At 64.5% G+C, this 19272-nt stretch carries 20 protein-coding genes and 1 other RNA gene; 13 read left to right on the top strand and 8 right to left on the bottom strand.

Annotated elements, in window-relative coordinates:
* Positions 1 to 24 precede the first annotated feature (24 nt).
* A complete protein-coding gene (locus EDF27_RS15170; RefSeq protein WP_123653700.1) occupies positions 25 to 330 on the top strand; it encodes a hypothetical protein in 306 nt (101 codons plus the stop codon).
* 124 nt (positions 331 to 454) lie between these two features.
* On the opposite strand, the gene EDF27_RS15165 is transcribed toward EDF27_RS15170, so the two are convergent.
* The 3 genes from EDF27_RS15165 to EDF27_RS15155 all read right to left on the bottom strand — a co-directional run bounded on the left by EDF27_RS15165 (position 455) and on the right by EDF27_RS15155 (position 3010).
* Positions 455 to 880 (bottom strand): hypothetical protein, encoded by a 426-nt coding sequence (locus EDF27_RS15165; RefSeq protein ID WP_132049705.1) that lies wholly within the window; start codon positions 878 to 880, stop codon positions 455 to 457.
* 298 nt (positions 881 to 1178) lie between these two features.
* A complete protein-coding gene (locus tag EDF27_RS15160; RefSeq protein ID WP_132049703.1) occupies positions 1179 to 1844 on the bottom strand; it encodes a response regulator transcription factor in 666 nt (221 codons plus the stop codon).
* Positions 1841 to 3010 (bottom strand): histidine kinase, encoded by a 1170-nt coding sequence (locus tag EDF27_RS15155; RefSeq protein WP_165931519.1) that lies wholly within the window; start codon positions 3008 to 3010, stop codon positions 1841 to 1843. The genes EDF27_RS15160 and EDF27_RS15155 overlap by 4 nt, the downstream gene beginning before the upstream one ends.
* A gap of 145 nt (positions 3011 to 3155) precedes the next feature.
* On the opposite strand from EDF27_RS15155, the gene EDF27_RS15150 reads away from it, so the two are divergent.
* Both EDF27_RS15150 and EDF27_RS15145 read left to right on the top strand, forming a co-directional pair.
* On the top strand, positions 3156 to 3725 hold the full coding sequence (locus tag EDF27_RS15150) for a hypothetical protein (protein ID WP_132049699.1): 570 nt from the start codon (positions 3156 to 3158) through the stop codon (positions 3723 to 3725).
* Positions 3726 to 4044: 319 nt separating this feature from the next.
* Positions 4045 to 4377, top strand: coding sequence for a hypothetical protein (locus tag EDF27_RS15145; RefSeq protein WP_132049697.1), 333 nt, complete (start codon positions 4045 to 4047; stop codon positions 4375 to 4377).
* 313 nt (positions 4378 to 4690) lie between these two features.
* On the opposite strand, the gene EDF27_RS15140 is transcribed toward EDF27_RS15145, so the two are convergent.
* The 3 genes from EDF27_RS15140 to EDF27_RS15130 all read right to left on the bottom strand — a co-directional run bounded on the left by EDF27_RS15140 (position 4691) and on the right by EDF27_RS15130 (position 7473).
* Positions 4691 to 4969 carry a hypothetical protein gene (locus tag EDF27_RS15140; protein WP_132049695.1) on the bottom strand — a complete coding sequence of 93 codons (279 nt, stop codon included), beginning with the start codon at positions 4967 to 4969 and terminating at the stop codon, positions 4691 to 4693.
* Between the two features lie 162 nt (positions 4970 to 5131).
* Positions 5132 to 7030: an ABC transporter ATP-binding protein gene (locus tag EDF27_RS15135; protein WP_132049693.1), complete on the bottom strand. Its 1899-nt coding sequence runs from the start codon at positions 7028 to 7030 to the stop codon at positions 5132 to 5134.
* Positions 7031 to 7221: 191 nt separating this feature from the next.
* Positions 7222 to 7473 carry a hypothetical protein gene (locus EDF27_RS15130; RefSeq protein WP_123653692.1) on the bottom strand — a complete coding sequence of 84 codons (252 nt, stop codon included), beginning with the start codon at positions 7471 to 7473 and terminating at the stop codon, positions 7222 to 7224.
* Positions 7474 to 7551: 78 nt separating this feature from the next.
* Here EDF27_RS15130 and EDF27_RS19780 point away from each other — a divergent pair, with 78 nt between their 5' ends.
* Positions 7552 to 7995, top strand: coding sequence for an HTH domain-containing protein (locus EDF27_RS19780; RefSeq protein ID WP_165931518.1), 444 nt, complete (start codon positions 7552 to 7554; stop codon positions 7993 to 7995).
* A 36-nt stretch (positions 7996 to 8031) separates the two neighbouring features.
* Here the strand turns inward: EDF27_RS19780 and EDF27_RS19775 are convergent, their stop codons facing one another.
* Entirely contained in the window at positions 8032 to 8196 is a 165-nt protein-coding gene (locus EDF27_RS19775) for a hypothetical protein (RefSeq protein ID WP_165931517.1), read from the bottom strand.
* A gap of 126 nt (positions 8197 to 8322) precedes the next feature.
* On the opposite strand from EDF27_RS19775, the gene EDF27_RS15120 reads away from it, so the two are divergent.
* Together EDF27_RS15120 and sigJ are read left to right on the top strand one after the other, a co-directional pair.
* Positions 8323 to 9486, top strand: coding sequence for an FAD-dependent oxidoreductase (locus tag EDF27_RS15120; RefSeq protein WP_165931516.1), 1164 nt, complete (start codon positions 8323 to 8325; stop codon positions 9484 to 9486).
* Positions 9477 to 10373 carry an RNA polymerase sigma factor SigJ gene (gene sigJ / locus EDF27_RS15115; protein ID WP_207909644.1) on the top strand — a complete coding sequence of 299 codons (897 nt, stop codon included), beginning with the start codon at positions 9477 to 9479 and terminating at the stop codon, positions 10371 to 10373. The genes EDF27_RS15120 and sigJ overlap by 10 nt, the downstream gene beginning before the upstream one ends.
* Before the next feature lie 13 nt (positions 10374 to 10386).
* Here the strand turns inward: sigJ and EDF27_RS15110 are convergent, their stop codons facing one another.
* Positions 10387 to 10749 carry a hypothetical protein gene (locus tag EDF27_RS15110; RefSeq protein WP_123653688.1) on the bottom strand — a complete coding sequence of 121 codons (363 nt, stop codon included), beginning with the start codon at positions 10747 to 10749 and terminating at the stop codon, positions 10387 to 10389.
* Positions 10750 to 10868: 119 nt separating this feature from the next.
* Here EDF27_RS15110 and prfB point away from each other — a divergent pair, with 119 nt between their 5' ends.
* From prfB to EDF27_RS15070, 7 genes are all read left to right on the top strand, one after another.
* The gene (gene prfB / locus EDF27_RS15105; protein WP_123653687.1) at positions 10869 to 11978 is read left to right on the top strand and encodes a peptide chain release factor 2; all 1110 of its coding nucleotides are present in this window, start codon (positions 10869 to 10871) and stop codon (positions 11976 to 11978) included.
* A gap of 73 nt (positions 11979 to 12051) precedes the next feature.
* Positions 12052 to 12810 (top strand): cell division ATP-binding protein FtsE, encoded by a 759-nt coding sequence (gene ftsE / locus EDF27_RS15100; protein WP_123653686.1) that lies wholly within the window; start codon positions 12052 to 12054, stop codon positions 12808 to 12810.
* Positions 12807 to 13721, top strand: coding sequence for a permease-like cell division protein FtsX (ftsX, locus tag EDF27_RS15095; RefSeq protein ID WP_132049689.1), 915 nt, complete (start codon positions 12807 to 12809; stop codon positions 13719 to 13721). The genes ftsE and ftsX overlap by 4 nt, the downstream gene beginning before the upstream one ends.
* Before the next feature lie 114 nt (positions 13722 to 13835).
* Positions 13836 to 14312: an SsrA-binding protein SmpB gene (smpB, locus tag EDF27_RS15090; RefSeq protein ID WP_123653684.1), complete on the top strand. Its 477-nt coding sequence runs from the start codon at positions 13836 to 13838 to the stop codon at positions 14310 to 14312.
* A gap of 96 nt (positions 14313 to 14408) precedes the next feature.
* Positions 14409 to 14786: a transfer-messenger RNA gene (gene ssrA / locus EDF27_RS15085) on the top strand.
* Between the two features lie 1027 nt (positions 14787 to 15813).
* Positions 15814 to 17022: a metallophosphoesterase gene (locus EDF27_RS15075; RefSeq protein ID WP_165931515.1), complete on the top strand. Its 1209-nt coding sequence runs from the start codon at positions 15814 to 15816 to the stop codon at positions 17020 to 17022.
* A 2-nt stretch (positions 17023 to 17024) separates the two neighbouring features.
* On the top strand, positions 17025 to 18896 hold the full coding sequence (locus EDF27_RS15070) for a hypothetical protein (protein WP_132049683.1): 1872 nt from the start codon (positions 17025 to 17027) through the stop codon (positions 18894 to 18896).
* The last annotated feature ends 376 nt before the right edge of the window (positions 18897 to 19272 follow it).

Here is a 19272-nt window from a genome sequence, read left to right as displayed (position 1 = left end):
ACCGGTTCGAGCTATCATCCCGTCGTGGCTGCAACAGGTCTCCTCGTGGCGAGCGTCGCGATCTTGGTGGGTACAGTCGCGCTCTTCGGATGGCGTGTGCGGAACCCGGCCTGGGTACGCGACGCGCAGCTCACCCAGAACGCCAGCCCCGTGATCAGCCTGCTGATGCTCGTGTTCGGCGTACTCGTGGTCGCGGTCGTCCTCGCCCTCGGGATCTTCTGGGTCGCGACCGAGCACGGCGTCGTCGGGTGGGTGATGGTCTGCGTTGCTGCGACTGGACTCGTTCACGTCTGGGTGAACGTCTGGATCCGACGACGACCACTGCTGTGAGCACCTCCCGCACAGCAACGCCAGGCTCGTGGTGGCGGTCCGCATCGGTAGTGCTCGTGAGCCGGTGGTTGATGAACACCCGCCGCGACCCGCGTGGCTGCTGACCGTCCTCCTTCACACGCGGTCAGTCGGGAGAACGGGCTGCTCGAGTTCGGCGTCGGCGGGCAGCGATGGCCATGGCGAGAAGCACTCCACCACCGACCGCGAGCAGGACTCCACCGACGACGGCACCGGGGACCGCATTGTCCCGTTGGGCGTCATCGATCGAGAATCCGGCGGCACCGAGAAGCAATCCGAGTCCGGCGAACAGGAGGACGGAGAGCCCCGCTGCGACCCAGTGGCCACGTGTCGCCCGGGCGCCTGCCCGTCCGCGACTCTTCCACGCAGCGCCGAAGGTGGACCCGTATCCGGCGATGACCAGGGTCGCGACCGGGAACGCCGTGCCGAGGGCAACCAGTGCCATCCCGCTCACCAGGAAGCCCACAAGCCAGGGAACCCACCACCGTGCGCCGACCACGTGCTTCGCGCCGTCGTCCGGGATCGATTCCACACGGGGAGCGTATTGCGTGGGCGCCGGCAGGACGACTTTCATCTCGCGGCAACGTCCGCGCTGATGGTTGTCGTCAGTACGGTCGCGTCCGGCTCGTAGCGCCCCGGCCCCAGAACGCCGCGCGTCACCTCGTTGACACGATCAAGTGATCAGACGACAGCCCAAGTCGGGGTGCCTGTCAAACCACGTGAGCGCGTCCGGTAGTCGATCCTTCACCGGGCGGTGAGTCTCTTTCGATGTCTCTGGCCGCCATCGGGCGTCTCAATTCCGTCACCGACACTGGCGCCCTGAGCGCGCCTCAGCGAACAGGACGAACCCCCGCGCTGAACGCGAACGCCACGAGCTGTGCGCGGTCGCGCGCGCCGACTTTGGCCATCGCTCGGTTGGCGTGTGTCTTGACGGTGTACGGCGACAAGAAGAGCGTGTGCGCGATGGTGTTGACATCGGATCCAGCTGCGATCGCGCGCGTCACGTCGAGTTCTCGTGGCGTGAGAGCGGCGAACCGCTCGACGAGTTGCTCGTCGATGGGGTGATCGGGTTCATTTGCGACGCGCCCGATCAGTGCTGCTGCGGCCGCGGCGGACAGCGCGCCACCACCACCGAGGACTTCCTCGATCGCCGCCACGAGTTCGCGAGGTCCGGCGGACTTGCTGAGGTATCCGTTCGCTCCGGCGCGAAGCGCGGCCAGTACCGTCTCGTCGTGCTCGAAGGTGGTGAGCACGACGATCTTCAGCTCATCGCCATTCCACCGTTGACGAAGCCGCCGGGTCGTCTCGACACCGTCGATCCCCGGCATGCGGATGTCCATCAACACGACGTCGACGGGGCTGGCTTCCATGGCTTGGATGGCCGCGAGGCCGTCCCCTGCTTCCACTGCCACGTCGAAGCTCTCATAGGTGGAGAGGATCGCGCGGAGCCCGAACCGGATCATGTCCTGGTCGTCAACGAGTGCGATCTTGATCATGTGGGGAGTCCATCCGTTGTGGGAAGTTCGACTGAGACCACGAACACGACGCTGTTCCCGTCGATCGTCACGGTGCCGCCAGCCTGGGAGATTCGTTCGCGCAAACCGATCAGTCCCAGTCCGCTGCCGCTTTGCCGTCGATCGTCGTGTGGCGCGTTCCGGACCTCGAGGTGCACGCGTCCCGGGCTGGACCAGCACGACACCGTCGCCGATCCTCGGCCGTACCTGTGCGCGTTCGTGAGGGTCTCTTGCAGGACTCGGTAGAGGGTCACTCCGACGGAACCGCTCACCTCGGCGTCGACGTCGACACGGAGGTCAGCGTCGACTCGGAGACCGATTTGTCGGTACGACTCGATGAGATCCGGGATGAGCGTCAATCCGGGAGTCGGGGCTGAACCCGGGTGGTCTTCCGCGGTCCTCAGCAGCTCCAAGATGCGCTGTGTCTCGTTCAGGACGTTGCGGATGCCTGTCCGAGCGTTGCGCAGCGCCTCTCGTGCTTGGGTTGCGTCCTCAGGAAGCACGACTTCGGCGACGCCGATGTTCATGCTGACCACGGCGACTTCATGTCCGACGACATCGTGGAGGTCCCGCGCGATTCTGAGCCGCTCTTCCGCGACGCGTCGCTGCGCTTCGACTTCGCGAGTCGCGACAGCGTCCTCGGCGCGCTGCTCCAACGCAAATCGGTACTGCGTTTGCGATCGGAGGCCGAACGCGATGCCGGCACCAGCACCGATCGAGATGACCACGCCGATGGTGGTCGCAATCGGGTCTCCCAGTTCTCGGCTCGAGAGAGTTCCGATGAGCACCGGGATCGCTGTCGACACCGCCATCAGAATCGGTCGCCCTCTTCGCAGAGTCACCGCGAAGAGAAGGAACACGGCGCAACTCCACTCCACCAGCGGTTCCCAACCGAACACGCCCGCGGTGAGAGCCGCGCACGATGCGATGAGCAGACCGATGTGCGGAAAGCGCAGGCTCATCACGGAGCCGACTGCGAGGAGCACCACGGCGAGTGCGCCGCCGAGCGGTACGGGACGTTCCGAGCCGACGCGGATCGCTTCGGCGATGATCGCCGCCGAAATCGCTCCACCGGTGACGAGGTAGAGCGTGCGCCCGCCGCGCATCCACGAACGCGGGGGCACGTTGGAGCGTTCGAGTGGAGTCACCCTCCCATTCTTCTCCTGAGCCGTGCCCGCACGTACTGCGATCGCAGTAGGTGCGGTTACCGCGGAGAGACGATGAGCGGGCGCAGGACGACGGCGAACATCGATGTAGGCCAAGTCGGCCGACCAACGAGCAGAAGGACATCCCATGAGCACCGAAACTCCCCTCGCCGGCACCTACGTCCCGTACGAGTACACCCGTGTCAGCGTTCCGAAGAACAAGGAGACCCTCTACCGCGACACGTACCGCAACTTCGGATGGGAAGGCGGCACCGCTGAGCGCCCCCGCCCGGGTAGTGCCACTACCGAGATCGAGTTCAAGCGCAACCGCGACATCCGCAACCGTGACGAGGTCATCGATCTGCAGCGCAAGGCGCAGGGAGCGCTCGAGACCATCACCGGTCTGGAACGGTCCCGAACGATGGTCGCATCAGCACTCGCGTACTTGATCGGCATCGTGGGAGCGGCATTCCTCGGGCTGTCCGTCTTCGCGACGCAGAGCGACGTGAACGTGCCCGCCATCGTCGAGAACGCTGCCGGGATGCCCGCAGTCATCTCGGGCGCGATCGGCATCGTGCTGTGGGCTGTCGCGCCACTGGTGTACCTCGGCGCCCGTGCCTGGCGCTCCGCGCGGGTGCAGCCTCAGATCGACCGTCAGTTCGAGGTCGTTGATGGTGCCTGCGAACAGGCGAGCCAGCGCCTCCGCCGGGTTGCGTGACATCCAGGCAGACGGCTTCTCTTCACGACGACGATCAGCAGATCGCAGCGGAGGCAGCGGGCAAGTGCCGCGGTGAGGGAAAGGGTGGGGGTATCGGAACCCTCGCCCGTCTCCTCGCGCTGATCCCTGACGCGAGATGGTCCACCGCGTCGGAGGAACACAACTGCCGCGACAAACCGAATCCAGAACGCCGGCGCGCTCCGCTTGTGGGAGGCAGAGGGACCTCCGGAACGGAGGCGGGACTCGGGGGGACCTGATCGTCGTCTTCCATGACGCGGAGATCGGTGATCACCGTGATCTGTTCCACCTCGCACGAGCGGTGTGCGATTCCATCGCGTTCGTCGATTACCAAGGTCGTGCGTCGCGCGAGGTCACCGAGGGAATGCCGCCGCTGGACCTCTTACATCTCGCGGCAGCGTTCGCTCTCATCGTCTTCGTCAGTACGGTCGCGTCCACCTTGTGGCGCCCCGGCCGGTACGGGGATGGGCAGAACGCGGTGCGGTCACGTCGTTCACCGAATCAAAGTAACCAAACAAACCGTCAAGACCCTTCCGCGCGCGAAACCGTCGCACTCGCCTGCAAGCAACGGCGCCTCGCAGAAGGCAAGACCAGGAGAGCGGTGAAGTGCGTGCTCAAGCGCTACATCGCCTGACGATCTTCCGCCACCGCACCGTCGCCATGCCCGTCCGGGGCTTGCTGCGAAGGTCTCAGCTCGGTCGCAGGAACACCGAGACAAGCAGCACAGCGATACCGATCCACACCAGTCCGATCGCAGGGCCCTTGAGGAGGTCCGGTTGGTGACGACCCTCCTCGTCACCGCCACGACTGACCGTGTGCAGCAAGTCAGAAAAGACACCCGGTCGGATGAACAACAGGATCCCGGCTGCGATCGCTGCTGGGCCGAGAATGAGACCTGGTATCCACATGGTCACTCCTTGTCGCGTGAATCAGGCCTCACGAGACGGCTAGTGCGCATTGCTCTGGGCGCCGTCGACATCTCTTCCGGCCTGGCGACGCCGCCTGCGAGCGAGCTGTTGGCGGAGCTTGTGGATGAAGGTTGCTTCGAGGAACCCGACCAAGGCGAGCGCTGCGATGGCGAAGAGCACGTTCGCCGGGGCCTGAGCCTGCGTGAAAACGATGATGGGCAAGCCGATGACGAGTGCGGCACACACGATGACGTTGATCCACGCGCCGACGAGGCCGCCCGGAGCGTCGGGCACTCCATCCATCCATCGGTCCGCCATACGGCGGACGCTACTCCCTTGACCCCGCACAACTGGACTGCCGCCGCGTTGAGCGCGGACATCATCAACAGAGCTCGAAGTTGTACCCGTCGAGTACGGCTGCGCAGAACGGTGCAACCGCTATGGGGTCCTCGCAGTCCACCACGACGCCACTGACTCGGCTCATGGCGCGAGCGCGTCCTCGTCCTCCGCGACGTTCTTCTGCACCGCGAACTGGGTGCGGTGCAGTTCTTCGTACCGCCCACCCATGGCCAGCAGTTCCTCGTGCGTCCCGCGCTCCACGATCGAGCCGTCCTCGACGACGAGGATCTGGTCCGCACTGCGGATGGTGGAGAGACGGTGCGCGATCACCATCGCCGTCCGTCCCTCGAGCGCCTCGCTGAGCGCCGCCTGCACCGCGGCCTCCGACGTCGAGTCGAGCGCCGCCGTCGCTTCGTCGAGGATGACGACCCGCGGCTGGGCGAGGAGGAGCCGCGCGATGGTCATCCGCTGACGCTCACCGCCGGACAACCGGTAGCCACGCTCACCGACCATCGTGTCCAACTGGTCCGGCAAGGACCGGATGAGGGATTCGAGCCTCGCGCGGCGGACGGCGTCCCACACCTCGTCGTCGGTCGCCTCGGGCCTTGCGAGGCGCAGGTTCGACCGGATGGTCTCGTGGAACAGGTGGCCGTCCTGCGTCACCATGCCCATGGTGTGCCGCATGGAGGCGAAGGTCACGTCGCGGACATCAGCCCCGGCCAGGCGGACGGCACCGCTGTCGACGTCGTACAGGCGCGAGAGGAGCTGCGCGATGGTGGACTTGCCGGCACCGGACGTGCCGACCAGGGCGACGGTCTGCCCCGGCTCGATGCGGAAGGACACGCCGTGCAGCACCTCGTCACCGCCGCGGGTGTCGAGGGTGGAGACCTCCTCCAAGGAGGCGAGGGACACCTTGTCCGCGGCGGGGTAGGCGAAGCGGACGTCGTCGAACTCGACGGACACCGGTCCGTCGGGGACGGCGTCGGCGTCGGGCTTCTCCTGGATGAGCGGCTCGAGGTCCAGCACCTCGAAGACGCGCTCGAAGCTGACCACGGCGCTCATGATCTCCACGCGAGCGTTGGCGAGGCTGGTCAGCGGCGCGTAGAGGCGGGTGAGGAGGAGCGCGAGGGTGACCACGTCACCCGTGTTCAGCTGCCCGCCGAGTGCGAGCGCCCCGCCGACCCCGTACACGAGCGCGAGGGCGAGGGCGGACACCAGGGTGAGGGCAGTGACGAAGACGAACTGCAGCAGGGCGCTCCGCACCCCGATGTCGCGAACACGGGCGGCGCGGACCCGGAACTCCTCGGCCTCTTCGTCGGGACGGCCGAACAGCTTGACGAGCGTCGCGCCGGGCGCCGAGAAGCGCTCGGTCATCTGCGTGCTCATCGCGGCGTTGTGGTCGGCGGCTTCGCGTCGCAGCGCTGCGAGACGGGTGCCCATGCGGCGAGCCGGGATCAGGAAGATCGGGAGCATCACCACCGCGAGGACCGTCACGAGCCACGACGTGCTGAGCATGACGACCAGGGTGAGGATCAGCGCCACGACGTTCGTGACCACTCCGGACAGGGTGCCGCTGAAGGCCTGCTGCGCGCCGATCACGTCGTTGTTGAGGCGGCTCACGAGGGCGCCCGTGCGAGTGCGGGTGAAGAACGCGATCGGCATCTTCTGCACGTGGTTGAACACGGCGGTGCGGAGGTCCAGGATGACGCCCTCGCCGATCCGTGCCGAGTACCAGCGGGTCAGCAGCGACGTGGCAGCATCCGCCACGGCGACGAGGGCGATGACGACGGCGAGCCAGACGATCGTGCCGACCGCGCCGCGGGCCGCGATGACGTCGACCACCTGACCGGCGAGCACCGGCGTCGCGACCGCGAGGAACGCCCCGACGACCGAGAGCGCGATGAAGAGCACGAGCTTCGCCCGGTAGGGCACGGCGAACGTCATGATCCGCCGCACCGACTCACGGGAGAAGCCGTGCTTGCCGTCCTTGGCGGTCGAGATCTTGTAGAGCGAGCTCCAGGCTGCGCCTTCCATGCTCATTGCAGTTCCTTCCATGGGCAACGCCGACTGCGACGTCGTGCGCCCGAGCTCGGGATCCTCCCCAGTGGGGGCGAGCAGGCAGTCAGGATACGGCTCAGGACAGGATCGTGAGGAGCCGGTTGCCGAGCGCGTCCACGTTCATCCCGAAGGTGCTTGGGAAGTAGGCGCTTCCGCGACTGCCGACTTGTCGCTCAGCGGGTCGCGGACTCCCCGTCGTCGTTCTGGGTGCGCTGCAGTTCCTGTCGACGGGCGTAGGAGATCGAGCCGATCTGGACGGCGGCGAGGATCGACCAGACGATCGCCATGGACCTGTGGAATCCGGACGGATCGACGACGGCAAGGACGATCCAGACCACGGCAAGGGCGACCCACACCCACGCGAGCCACGGGAGTGGCTTGCCGACGAGTCGTTCGAGGAGGCTGCGCCGCGTCGTCTCGCTCATGTGCGCGATGCTAGCTGGCGAAGACAGGGTCTGAACGCGATCATCGCGCGCTGCGCGCGCTCATGAAAGGGAGAGTGCATGACCGAGAAGCAGGATGTTGCGCACGAGCTCCGGCACATCGTCGAGGTCGATGGGGTGCCTTACGACACGATCGGAGCGATCACCGGCACGACGCCAGAGAAGTTGCGGTCGTACGTCGAGACATCCCCCAACGGGTTCGCTGACCCTGCCGACGGCGGCCTCAGCCCCGACGAAGGGGCGCGCGTGTCCGTTCTCGTCGCGCACCTCTCGGCCGTCAAGGAGATCCCCGACGCAGAACGCGTCGAGGGCATGTTGGCAGTTCTGACGCAGACCTTCGGGTTCCCCGTCGATGCGCTGGCGTCCGTCATCGGCGTCGAAGCCGCCGTGCTGGACGACCTCGCAACGACTTTCGACGACCTGCCCGCGACAGTCCGGACAGCGGTCGCGTTGCGCTTGTCCTTCCTCGTGAACGCGATCAACCTGGCATCCCCGACGAGCTGATACGACGACGACCGTGCGCCCAGGCGAGAGTCGGTCTCAGCGCACACCCCGGGGCGGTGGGTTCACGTCGTGATCGGGGCGCACGCTCCGTCGCACTGCTCGGCGGAACCCGGTGAGCACGGTGGCACCGCCGAGCCCGACGACGATGCCGGCCAACGCCGCGACCGCCAGGGCTCCGTAGACCGACGATGCGCCGGACATCCGCCAACCGTCGTGTGCGAACCAGTCCTGGACTCCGCGGACGGTTCGCGCCCTTCTCCGTCTCGGTCACAGACCGACGTCGACCGGTGTCCCATGCCCGGAACCGTTTTCGGAAGGGGAACGAACATGTCGGAACACGTCGTGGTGATCGGTGGAGGGTACGCGGGTGTCATGGCCGCGAACCGGGTGGCGGGGAGCGGTGGCAGCGGCGCGGTCGTGACGACCCTCGTGACGGCGGAGGAGGCATTCGTCGAGCGGATCCGTCTGCACGAGTTCGCGGCCGGGTCGTCGGCGACGGCCACGGTCACGTTCGCGTCGGTGCTCCACCCAGCCGTGCGGCTGCGTGTCTCCCGCGTCGACCTGATCGATGCGGGGGAGCGGCTCCTCACCCTCTCGGACGGCAGCCTGCTCCCGTACGACCACCTCGTCCTCGCGGCGGGGAGCAGCGGGCGCATCCCTGCTGGTGACGGTGTCCACTCGCTCGCGGACCTGCAGTCCGCAGCGCGGCTCCGCGCCGCTCTGGCGGATCTCCCGTCGGGCGCGGCCGTCGCGGTGGTCGGCGGTGGCCTGACCGGTCTGGAGGCTGTCAGCGAGATCGCGGAACGGCATCCGTCCCTGACGGTGCGGCTCCACACCGCGGGCGCGATCGCGCCGAGTGTCTCTGCCGCGAGCCGAGCCCGGCTCCGACGTCGCCTCGTCCGCCTCGGGATCGAGCTGCGCGAGGGACTGACCGTCCCTGCCGGGAGCGACCTGCGTGCGGAGCTCGACGCCGAGCTCGTGGTGTGGTGCGCGGGGTTCGCCGCGCCGGCGCTCGCCGGGGACAGCGGCCTCCCCACCGCTCCGGACGGACGCCTCCGGGTCGGCCCGACGCTTGCGGTCGTCGGCGGTGACGGGCGCGTCTTCGGAGCGGGCGACGCGGCGGTCATCGACGACCCGCGGTACGGCTACCAGCGCATGAGCTGTGCTTCGGCCCTGCCGATGGGCGCGCACGCAGCCGACAACGTCCTGCGACGGATCGCTGGCGAGGCGCTGCGCCCGCTCTCGTCGGGCTTCGTCGCGCAGTGTCTCAGCCTCGGGCGGCGCGACGCGCTCGTCCAGGGCGTCACGTCCGACGACCGACCGCGCCGGGTGGCGCTCTCGGGTCGTGCCGCCGGCGTCGTGAAGGAGATGATCTGCCGTCAGACACTCCGGTGGCTGCGCGGGGAGGCCCGGCGGAGCGGCTCCTATTCTTGGCCCAGCGGCCCGGTCTCGACGGCGCCGATGGCGATGGAGGAAGCCGCGTGGAACTGACTCGGGCGGATGTGTTCCAGCAGCATCGCGGACTCGTCTTCACCATCGCGTACGACATCACCGGGTCGGTGGCCGACGCCGAGGACGTGACGCAGGAGACGTACCTGCGCTGGCAGTCGGCCGACGCCGACGTGACGGACGGCCGTGCGTACCTCGCCACGATCGCCGCGAACCAGGCCCGGAACTCCCTGCGGACGAGTGCGCGTCGCCGGGAGGACTACATCGGCCCGTGGCTCCCGGAGCCCCTCATCACCGGTGCGTCCCGGGACGGCGCTCCCGACGACCCGGAACGGATGGCGCTCCAGGCCGACGCGGTGTCGACCGCGCTCCTCGTCATGCTGCAGCGCCTGAGCGACGACGAACGGATCGGCTTCCTGCTGAAGGAGGTGTTCGACTTCCCGTACCCGATGATCGCCGCGGTGTTGCGTCGGAGCGAACCAGCCACCCGGCAGCTCGTGCACCGTGCACGGGGTCGGGTGCAGAACCGCCCTCCACGGAACGAGGTCAGCGCCGCCGAGCACCGACGGGTGGTCGATCAGTTCCTCCGAGCCGCGAGCACCGGCGACGTCGAGACGCTGCTCGGCACCCTCGCCCCGGACGTCGTGCTGGTGTCCGACGGTGGCGGCAACGCCACGTCCGCGCTCCGCCCCGTCGTCGGCGCGGAGAAGACGGCGCGGTTCGTCCTCGGGCTCGCCGAGAAGCACGGTTCGACCTCCGTGGCGGTCCCCACGGAGCTCAACGGACTCGACGCCGTCCTCTTCGCCGAGCACGCCGCGATCACGACGACGTTCCAGTTCGACGTCGCCGACGGGCTGCTCCAGGCGATCTACGTCGTCCGGAACCCGGTCAAGCTCCGACACCTGCAAGCACCACCGCGCGAGGGCTAGGGCTGCTCGTCGACTAGGGCTTCTCGTCGACCAGGGCGACGAACCGGCTGCCGATGCCCTCGACCTCACGCCGGACGTACCCGGCGGTGGGTTCGGGCGCCTGGTACGGCGCGTGGTAGTCGCAGACCAGGTGGTCCCAGTCCGGCCACCACTTCTTCGGCCGCGCCGTCTCGTCGTACCCGCAGACCGCGCACACGAGGTGCACCCAGACCTTCTTGGCGCCCGTGCGGTTGGCCCGGGACTGCACGAGCCAGGCCGGCGGGTCCTGCTCGATGGCGTCGAGTTCGGCTTCACTGAGTCGCGAGGGGATCCCGTGGTGCGTCGCCATCTCGATGGGGATGTCGAGTCGAACGGCGGCGTCGCGTCGGGAGAGCATCCGTCAAGCGTAGGTCGTGCCGGAGTGTGGGGGAGGACCACCGCGACCGGCGGTGCGGGCCCGCACCGGGCCTCCAGGCCGTCGTCCGTGTCCTGCGCGCGCCGGTAGACTCGGTGACCATGGTCGAACTGGACTTCACCGAGCAGATCTCCGCCCTCCGAGAGACCTTCGGCAACATCCGCTCGGTGGTCGACGTCGACCGCCTGCAGCGCGAGATCGCCGACCTCAGCGAGCAGGCCGGGGCCCAGGACCTCTGGGACGACGTCGAGCACGCGCAGCAGGTGACGAGCGCGCTCTCGCACCGGCAGTCGGAGCTGAAGAAGATCACCGACACCGAGCAGCGCATCGACGACCTCGAAGTGCTGATCGAGATGGCGAACGAGGGCGACGACCAGGACTCCGCCGACGAAGCGGCCGCCGAGCTCAAGGCCATCACCAAGACCATGGGTGACCTCGAGGTGCAGACGCTCCTCGACGGCGAGTACGACGACCGCCCCGCCGTCATCACGATCCGCGCCGGTGCCGGTGGTGTCGACGCCGCGGACTTCGCCGAGATGCTGATGCGCATGTACCTGCGGTACGCGGAGCAGCACGGCTACAAGACCACCGTGATGGACACCTCGTACGCGGAAGAAGCCGGCATCAAGTCCGCCACGTTCGAGGTCGACGCGCCGCACGCCTTCGGCACGCTCTCGGTGGAGGCCGGCACGCACCGCCTCGTCCGGATGTCGCCGTTCGGTGCCGCCGGCAAGCGCCAGACGTCCTTCGCCGCGGTCGAGGTCATCCCGCTCATGCCGGAGACCGCCGTCATCGACATCCCGGAGAACGACATCCGCGTCGACGTGTTCCGCTCGTCGGGCCCCGGCGGACAGTCCGTCAACACGACGGACTCCGCGGTCCGCCTGACCCACCTGCCGACGGGCACCGTCGTCTCGATGCAGAACGAGAAGTCGCAGATCCAGAACCGTGCGGCCGCCATGCGCGTGCTGCAGTCGCGCCTCCTGCTCCTGAAGAAGGAAGAGGAGAACGCGAAGAAGAAGGAGCTCGCCGGCAACATCACGGCGAGCTGGGGCGACCAGATCCGCTCGTACGTCCTCGCGCCGTACCAGATGGTCAAGGACCTCCGGAGCGAGCACGAGGTGAACAACCCCTCAGCGGTGTTCGACGGCGACCTCGACGGCTTCATCAACGCCGGCATCCGCTGGCGGAAGCAGTCGGTGGAGTCCTGAGCGCGGCCGCTGACGGACGTGAGCCGCGCGCCTCGCTTGCTTTCCAAGCGGGGCGACCTACCCTGATCCGGTCATGATCAAATTCGACCAGGTCACCAAGCTGTACTCGGGCAACCCGAGTCCCGCGCTCGACAACATCACCCTCGAGATCCTCAAGGGCGAGTTCGTCTTCCTCGTCGGCGCGTCCGGCTCCGGGAAGTCGAGCTTCCTGCGCCTCGTGCTCAAGGAGGAGAAGCCGACGCGCGGCCAGATCCACGTGCTCGGTCAGCGCCTCGGTGCCCTGTCCTCGCGGAAGGTGCCGTACTTCCGACGGAACCTCGGCGTGGTCTTCCAGGACTTCCGGCTGCTGCCGAACAAGAACGTCTTCGACAACGTCGCGTTCTCGCTGCAGGTGATCGGCAAGAGCAAGGGCTTCATCAGCGAAGCCGTCACCGACGTGCTGAAGCTCGTCGGCCTGAACGGCAAGGCCACCCGCATGCCGCACGAACTCTCCGGTGGTGAGCAGCAGCGCGTGGCGATCGCCCGCGCCGTCGTCAACAAGCCGTCGGTGCTCCTCGCCGACGAGCCCACCGGCAACCTCGACCCGACCACGTCGGCGGGCATCATGGCGCTCCTCGAACGCATCAACCAGGGAGGCACCACCGTGCTCATGGCGACGCACGACGCCAGCATCGTCAACCAGATGCAGCGCCGGGTGATCGAGCTCTCCGGCGGCGTCGTCCTCCGCGACGAGCAGTCCGGCGGGTACCAGACCCAGGCGCTGCCGACCATCCAGCAGGCCGGCGTCTCGAACACGACCGGCATCCAGACCATCCCGGGGCTCATCCGATGAGGCTCGGGCTCGTCATATCCGAGGTCGGTTCCGGCCTCCGGCGGAACGCCTCGATGGTCGTCTCGGTCGTCCTGGTCACCTTCATCTCGCTCACGTTCGTGGGCACGGCGATCCTGCTCCAGATGCAGATCAACCAGATGAAGGGGTACTGGTACGACCGGGCGCAGGTCGCGGTCTACCTCTGCACCGACACCGACACCACCGGCAACTGCACGGGGGCGAAGGCCACCGACGACCAGCGCGAGCAGGTCGAGGAGCAGCTCAAGGGCTCCACGCTCGCGCCGTACATCGAGAAGACGTACTACGAGGACCAGCAGCAGGCGTACACCCGCTTCAAGCAGCAGTTCAAGGACTCGCCGGCCACGGAGTTCGTCAAGCCCGAGTACCTCAACGAGACGTACTGGGTGAACCTGAAGAACCCGTCGCAGGCGGACGTGCTGCAGGAGAGCCTGTCGAAGGTCGCCGGCGTGCAGAGCGTCGTGGACCAACGCGGGTACCTGCAACCGATCTTCAACCTGCTGAACGCGTCCTCCTACACGGCGATCGGCATCGCGGCGCTGATGCTCATCGCGGCCGTGCTGCTCATCGCCACGACGATCCGGTTGTCCGCGTTCAGTCGACGGCGCGAACTCGGGATCATGCGACTGGTGGGCGCGTCGAACCGGTTCATCCAGACACCCTTCGTGCTCGAGGGGGTGATCGCCGCGGCAATCGGAGCAGTCCTTGCCGGCGGCGCGATCACCGCGGTGGTCTGGTTCTTCGTCCGGAACTACCTGACGAAGCGGTTCACCGGCACGGCGTTCATCGGGATGAGCGACGCCGCGATCGTGGTGCCGGCCGTGATCGTCATCGGTGTGATCCTCGCTGCGGTGTCCGCGTCGATCGCGATCCGCCGGTACCTCAAGGTCTGACGCCGCGCCGCGCCGTCCCGGGGCCGCGCCGCGCCGGGAAGGTGCGGCGGGCCGCGGTTGTTCAGTAGGCTGTAGGGCTGCACACCGGCAGGGGACCAGCGAGAGGAGACGCGCATGGCGAAGGAACGCGGCGAGAAGATCGTGGCGACGAACCGTCGTGCGCGCCACGACTACCTCATCGAGGACACGTACGAGGCGGGCATGGTGCTCTCCGGCACCGAGGTGAAGTCCCTCCGCGAAGGCCGGGCATCGCTCGTCGACGGGTACGCCTTCGTCGACGCCGGGGAAGCCTGGCTCGACGCCGTGCACATCCCCGAGTACACCGAGGGCACGTGGAACAACCACGCACCTCGGCGCAAGCGGAAGCTGCTCCTCCACAAGCAGGAGATCGTGAAGATCTCGCACAAGACCCAGCAGGGCGGGTACACGCTCGTCCCGCTGCAGATCTACTTCCACGACGGCCGGGCCAAGGTGGAGATCGCGGTCGCGAAGGGCAAGCGCGAGTTCGACAAGCGCCAGGCCCTCCGCGAGAAGACTGACAAGCGCGAGGCCGAGCGGGCCATGCGCACCAAGAACCGCCTCGGCGACTAGCGGACGCCCAGTTCGTTCGGTAGACTGAACAGCTGCCTGCGGAAGCAGGCCTTCAAAACTCCACAGTGTGACAGCGGCTCGCTGCTAGGCCCGTACGGGGATGATCGGTTTCGACATCGCCTGTGTGCCGACGGGAAGCGGGCCGAGGACCCACGGTTATCTCGTGAACGATCCGTGGAAAACAACAAGTGCCAATTCCAAGCGCACTGACTTCGCTCTCGCTGCGTAAGCAGCCCAGCACATGAAGTCCGTCGGCCAGGTGATCGTCTCCTAACCTGAGTTCCGGCGTCATCCAGGGGGCTTGCTGCACGGTTGCGCCTCAGGGCCGTGCGGGACTTGCACTGAGACTGGGCCCGTCGTCCTAGAAGCCGGTAGCAAAGGACGGGGCCGAGCAGAACGAATCATCCGGATACGCCCGTAGAAGACGTCGAATTGCAGCGATGGACGGGGGTTCGATTCCCCCCATCTCCACCAACGCCGTAGCGACGCAGCCGCTGTCACACCGTGGCCTGAGCGATCAGGACCGAGCGCCCCAGAGGTGTGAAGGACGCCGACGGGGCGCTCGCGGTTGTATCGGCATTTTCGCGACTGGTCGGCTGAGATCCGCTAGGATGACCGTGTGGGCACTGCTGCTGAAACCGACGTCGACGTAGCTTGGGCTGAAGGTCGTATTGTCAGCGATTCGGCCAAACAGCTGCGTCCTTTCGTTCGATGGGCAGGATCGAAACGTTTATTGCTTCGTCAGATTCGAGCTCTCGTCCCCGCGTCATTCGGAACTTACTTTGAGCCATTTCTAGGGGGAGGATCCCTCCTTCTAGCGATTCGTCCGGATCGAGCTGTGGTAGGCGACGCGCTCGAACCTCTCATGTCCGCGTGGCGATCCATCAAACATCGACCGCAATCTGTTCTCAACCAACTTAGTACTTGGTCCTTTGACGAGCAGACGTATGCGCAATTGCGCGGCGCTCGGTTTCAAACAGAAGTTGAGAAGGCAGCGCAATTTCTCTATCTCAATAGAGGGGCGTACGGCGGCCTGTGGCGAGTCAATAAAAAGGGCACGTTCAATGTCCCTTGGGCGACCCCAAAGACGCCTAGCGAGATTGATGAGCAGAATCTATTCAGAGTCTCGTCTTATCTGAATCAGTCGTCAGTGTTGCTCATCACAGGCGATTACGCTAAGACTACAATCAATGCTAGCGCTGGCGATTTCGTATTCTTGGACCCTCCGTATTCGCGAGGGAGGCCGGTTCGGCCGTTCATAGAATATACGCACGACATTTTTTCATGGGATTCCCAAATTGCTCTGGCGCGCGAAGCAGCGCGACTAAGGGACCTAGGAGCGTCCGTCATTGTCACTAACTCGAGCCACCCCGATGTGCTCTCCTTGTATCCGGGGTTTCGTACGCTAGACGTTACGCGCCATAGTTCACTTGGGTCACACGTAGGAAGCTCGCGGACTATCACCGAGCGCATCTTTGCTTCAGTTTGAAGGAACACCATCTTGGGAAAGTCAGTTCGCATCCTCTTGGTTTCTGATCTGCACGCTATCGACGACCCGAAAGCCTTGCGAAGTTCAGTAGCAATTAACTATGCTCAAATGGGCGCGCCAAGAGCGCTATTTAACCAGTGCCTAACTACGGTGCGAGAGCGTTTCCCAGAAGGTCTTGACCTAATGGTGGTCGCAGGAGACATGACCGACCGAGCGGGCGGGATAGCGCTTTCGAAGGTGTGGGGTGACCTCCATTGGCTCGCGGAGCAACTATGTATACCGCTGGTTGCAACGTCTGGTAACCATGATTACGATTCCCGGGCCACGCAAAGTGTCTCGCCGAAGCAAAGCTTAATGGGATTAAATCCGCCGTTTCCTTTTGGAACCACGGCTGACAGGGACCACTACTTTGCTCAAGAACATGCGGTTTTTGTCAATGATGAACTAGTAGTGGTTACGGCCAACTCGTCCGCGTTTCATGGCTACATACCCAAAGGGCAAAAAGAGTCCGAGCATGGGCGGTTTGCGGATTACCTGCCCGAATATATAAAGACGTCGTTGGACAGTCTTGATTCGCTGGCACCATACAAGATACTGTTGACGCACCATCATCTTAATCAACTCCCCAGTTTCGATACCGAGGAAACAAGTTCGTCTCGAGGGCACGAGCAGGTGCTTCGCGCTCTCGCTGATTACGGTGACTGGTTGATCATCCACGGACATAAGCATCGCGGGTGGCTTCAATATGCAAGTGGCTACGGCGATGCACCTCCGTTGATATCGTCGTCGTCTTTTTCAGCGGACCTGGGTACAAGTTCCTTTGCTGACAAGGTGCGACATCAATTTCATGTCGTAGAACTAGAACCATCAAGCAAAGCTGCCCCGGGACTGGGTGGGCAATTTGGCAGCGTTTACTCATGGACGCATAGTCCAATCGGGTGGACGGAAGCGATTGCGTCGGACGATCTACCCGGCGTTTCAGGGTTTGGCTGGAAAGCGAATATCCATCAGTTTGCTGCCTCTGTTCGCATTGAAGTATCGAAGAAACTACTCATGGATGAAGCCGACCTTGAGAAGTTCGAACCGCGCTTGAAGTACCTGACCTTCGATGATCGACGGCGGCTAATTAACTATCTACGAACCGGCTCACCCAAGGTTGAAGTAAGTACACACACGAACGGAAGCATACGCGAGTTCGCTCTCACGAAAGCAACGGTGTAGTGATGACCCTTACGGAAAGCCTTGAGGTTGGGTTTCCCATCTTCTCTTACAACGCTACGAAACTCTCGCCCCGCGAGGTAGCAAAGTCGTTTGTGCCGCCCGCCGCCTACCCTGTACTTCGGGACTCAGGTAATGCGATACTGGTGGGGCCACGAGGCAGCGGTAAGACGACTTTGCTCAAAATGCTTACTTCCGAAGCACTTGAAGCATGGGGCGGGTTGGAGAGTATCGAGTCCCGAGATCGCGTGCGCGCTGTGGGCGTGTTCGTCGGAGTCGACGCGATGTGGGGGGAGCAGATATCAAACGTGCCAAGCGACGCCGTAGCATCGTTCGGCGCGGCGGCCTATGGGCTGCACATCGGGCGTGCCTTCGTAAAGACGATCCTAGGGCGATTGGGACGGTTCGACAGCGAACCGATAGTCGAGGCACAACACCTTCCTTTGAGGTTGGATCGTTCTGCCGAGGTCGACCTTGCGAGTAGAGCCTCGCGCCTCTTCAAGCTGCCGAGAATCAGTCCCTCTCTTCGTAACCTCTACCAGGCGTTAGGCGACCAAGTCGCGGAGTTGGGCACGTACCGGTATCGACTTCGTCAAGGCGAGCGTCTCCCCGAGTGGGCGTATTTAAATCCGCTCGTAGCCGTTTCGGAACTTGCAGAGATGGTAAACATTGCGGCAGGGGAGAGAGACCGAAAGTGGTCTATGCTGTTCGATGAACTTGAGTTGGCCCCGCCGCACATCGTCCAAGATATTCTGGCTCGACTTCGCGGGCAGGAGCCTTATCTTCAATTCAAGCTGTCACTCTCACCTGTTATCAAATCGACGCGGCTGCTGAATGGGGAGATAGGTGCTACTCATGGCCAAGACCTCGAATTGATTCCGCTTACAACGCCCGACCGCTCAGACGAACTGGCTCGCCATTTCTTCGAACGCTTGCGATCGTCAGTTGGTCAACCGCCCTCCGTGTCCCCACGAACAGTTCTAGGCGAAAGCCTCTTTGATTCCGGCGATAGGGGTGGCCGTATGCGAGGGCGTTTAGACCCATACCGGAGGGGGTCGCGTCTATGGAATGCGATGCACTGGCTCCAGGAGACGGATCCCAGTTTTTCCGCCTATTTGAGTGCAAGTAGCGTCGACCTCGATCGACTTGGTGATTTGTCACCCGCTGCGAGGGCCTCTCGGATCCGAAAGATTCGTAACTTGGCGGTCGTCCGCTCGCATTACCGGCAAGGTGCGAGAGTTGACACTCAGGCTAGTCGAGAGCTTTATAGTGGTGAGCTGACTTTGCTCGCGCTTGCTGACGGTAACCCAAGGATGTCGACTATCTTGGTGAGGGAGATCTTAGCTCGCGTTTCGTCAGATAGCGGGCTTCCCCTGTCACGAGCAGCTCAGGCCGCTGCCATCGAAGCTACCACAACTCGTTTCCTTGCGCTTCTGCATGCGCAGAAAGGCATGCGGCTGGGAAGTCGTTCAGTCACCATGGTCAACCTGATCGACGCCATTGGATCGGCTCTCCATCGCAGGGTAGTTCTGGATGCGTTCAGTGCAGATGTGGCGGGAGGCTTCTTTGTGGATGAAAAGTTTCCCGCTCGGCTGCATCCGTTGCTAGTTCAAGCTGTCAACACGGGAGCCATCATTCATATTCCTCGTGACAATTCCTCGCAGCCCGTCTCGGAGTCGGTGCTTGGTCGTCACTATCGCCTCTCTTATCTGCTCGCTCCGCGTTACGGGCTGCCAATTCGGCAAGCCAAGACTGTGGCACTCTGGAAGCTCCTCGAAGGTGATTCAATACTTGGTCAGACTCAAGCTCTGAGACGTAGAGCAAACATCAGCATGGAGCAGCCGACGCTTCTCGATTTCGGAGTCGACGATGTCTGAGGCTGAGTTCGTTTTCGTTCATAATCCAGCCACTGGCCGGTACGCTGCCCTGATAGCGGCATGCGGATACGAGACCCGCTCGTCGTATGTAGCGCGAGCAATGAAGCAGCGGTTTGGTATGGTCTATGCGTACGCATACGCAGGTCCTGAGAGTTCTCGATATTTGGAGAATGTTTCCTATTTTGACGAGCACGCTGTTCTTCGTCGGCCATCTTCCGCAGACGATTTCGCCTCCGTGCTGGAGAGGGATATCCGGTTTGTTCTCTCAAGTTCGGGGACTCAGGCGATAGCGATTGATGTCTCTTCGTTTGATAGAGACCGTCTCTCGCGAATCGTCCGCGTTCTCGATGTTGTAGGCAGTGAGCGGGAGCTTCGT

The organism is Curtobacterium sp. PhB136 (assembly GCF_004346855.1).
In the GTDB taxonomy this organism is placed as follows: Bacteria; Actinomycetota; Actinomycetes; order Actinomycetales; family Microbacteriaceae; genus Curtobacterium.
This window is presented reverse-complemented; position numbering and strand designations above follow the sequence as displayed.

Coding starts and splice junctions, on each gene's coding strand:
- EDF27_RS15160 (WP_132049703.1), bottom strand. CDS start 1,844: ATGATCAAGATCGCACTCGTTGACGACCAGGACATGATCCGGTTCGGG.
- EDF27_RS15150 (WP_132049699.1), top strand. CDS start 3,156: ATGAGCACCGAAACTCCCCTCGCCGGCACCTACGTCCCGTACGAGTAC.
- EDF27_RS15140 (WP_132049695.1), bottom strand. CDS start 4,969: ATGGCGGACCGATGGATGGATGGAGTGCCCGACGCTCCGGGCGGCCTC.
- EDF27_RS15135 (WP_132049693.1), bottom strand. CDS start 7,030: ATGAGCATGGAAGGCGCAGCCTGGAGCTCGCTCTACAAGATCTCGACC.
- EDF27_RS15130 (WP_123653692.1), bottom strand. CDS start 7,473: ATGAGCGAGACGACGCGGCGCAGCCTCCTCGAACGACTCGTCGGCAAG.
- EDF27_RS19780 (WP_165931518.1), top strand. CDS start 7,552: ATGACCGAGAAGCAGGATGTTGCGCACGAGCTCCGGCACATCGTCGAG.
- EDF27_RS19775 (WP_165931517.1), bottom strand. CDS start 8,196: ATGTCCGGCGCATCGTCGGTCTACGGAGCCCTGGCGGTCGCGGCGTTG.
- EDF27_RS15120 (WP_165931516.1), top strand. CDS start 8,323: ATGTCGGAACACGTCGTGGTGATCGGTGGAGGGTACGCGGGTGTCATG.
- EDF27_RS15110 (WP_123653688.1), bottom strand. CDS start 10,749: ATGCTCTCCCGACGCGACGCCGCCGTTCGACTCGACATCCCCATCGAG.
- prfB (WP_123653687.1), top strand. CDS start 10,869: ATGGTCGAACTGGACTTCACCGAGCAGATCTCCGCCCTCCGAGAGACC.
- ftsE (WP_123653686.1), top strand. CDS start 12,052: ATGATCAAATTCGACCAGGTCACCAAGCTGTACTCGGGCAACCCGAGT.
- ftsX (WP_132049689.1), top strand. CDS start 12,807: ATGAGGCTCGGGCTCGTCATATCCGAGGTCGGTTCCGGCCTCCGGCGG.
- smpB (WP_123653684.1), top strand. CDS start 13,836: ATGGCGAAGGAACGCGGCGAGAAGATCGTGGCGACGAACCGTCGTGCG.
- EDF27_RS15070 (WP_132049683.1), top strand. CDS start 17,025: ATGACCCTTACGGAAAGCCTTGAGGTTGGGTTTCCCATCTTCTCTTAC.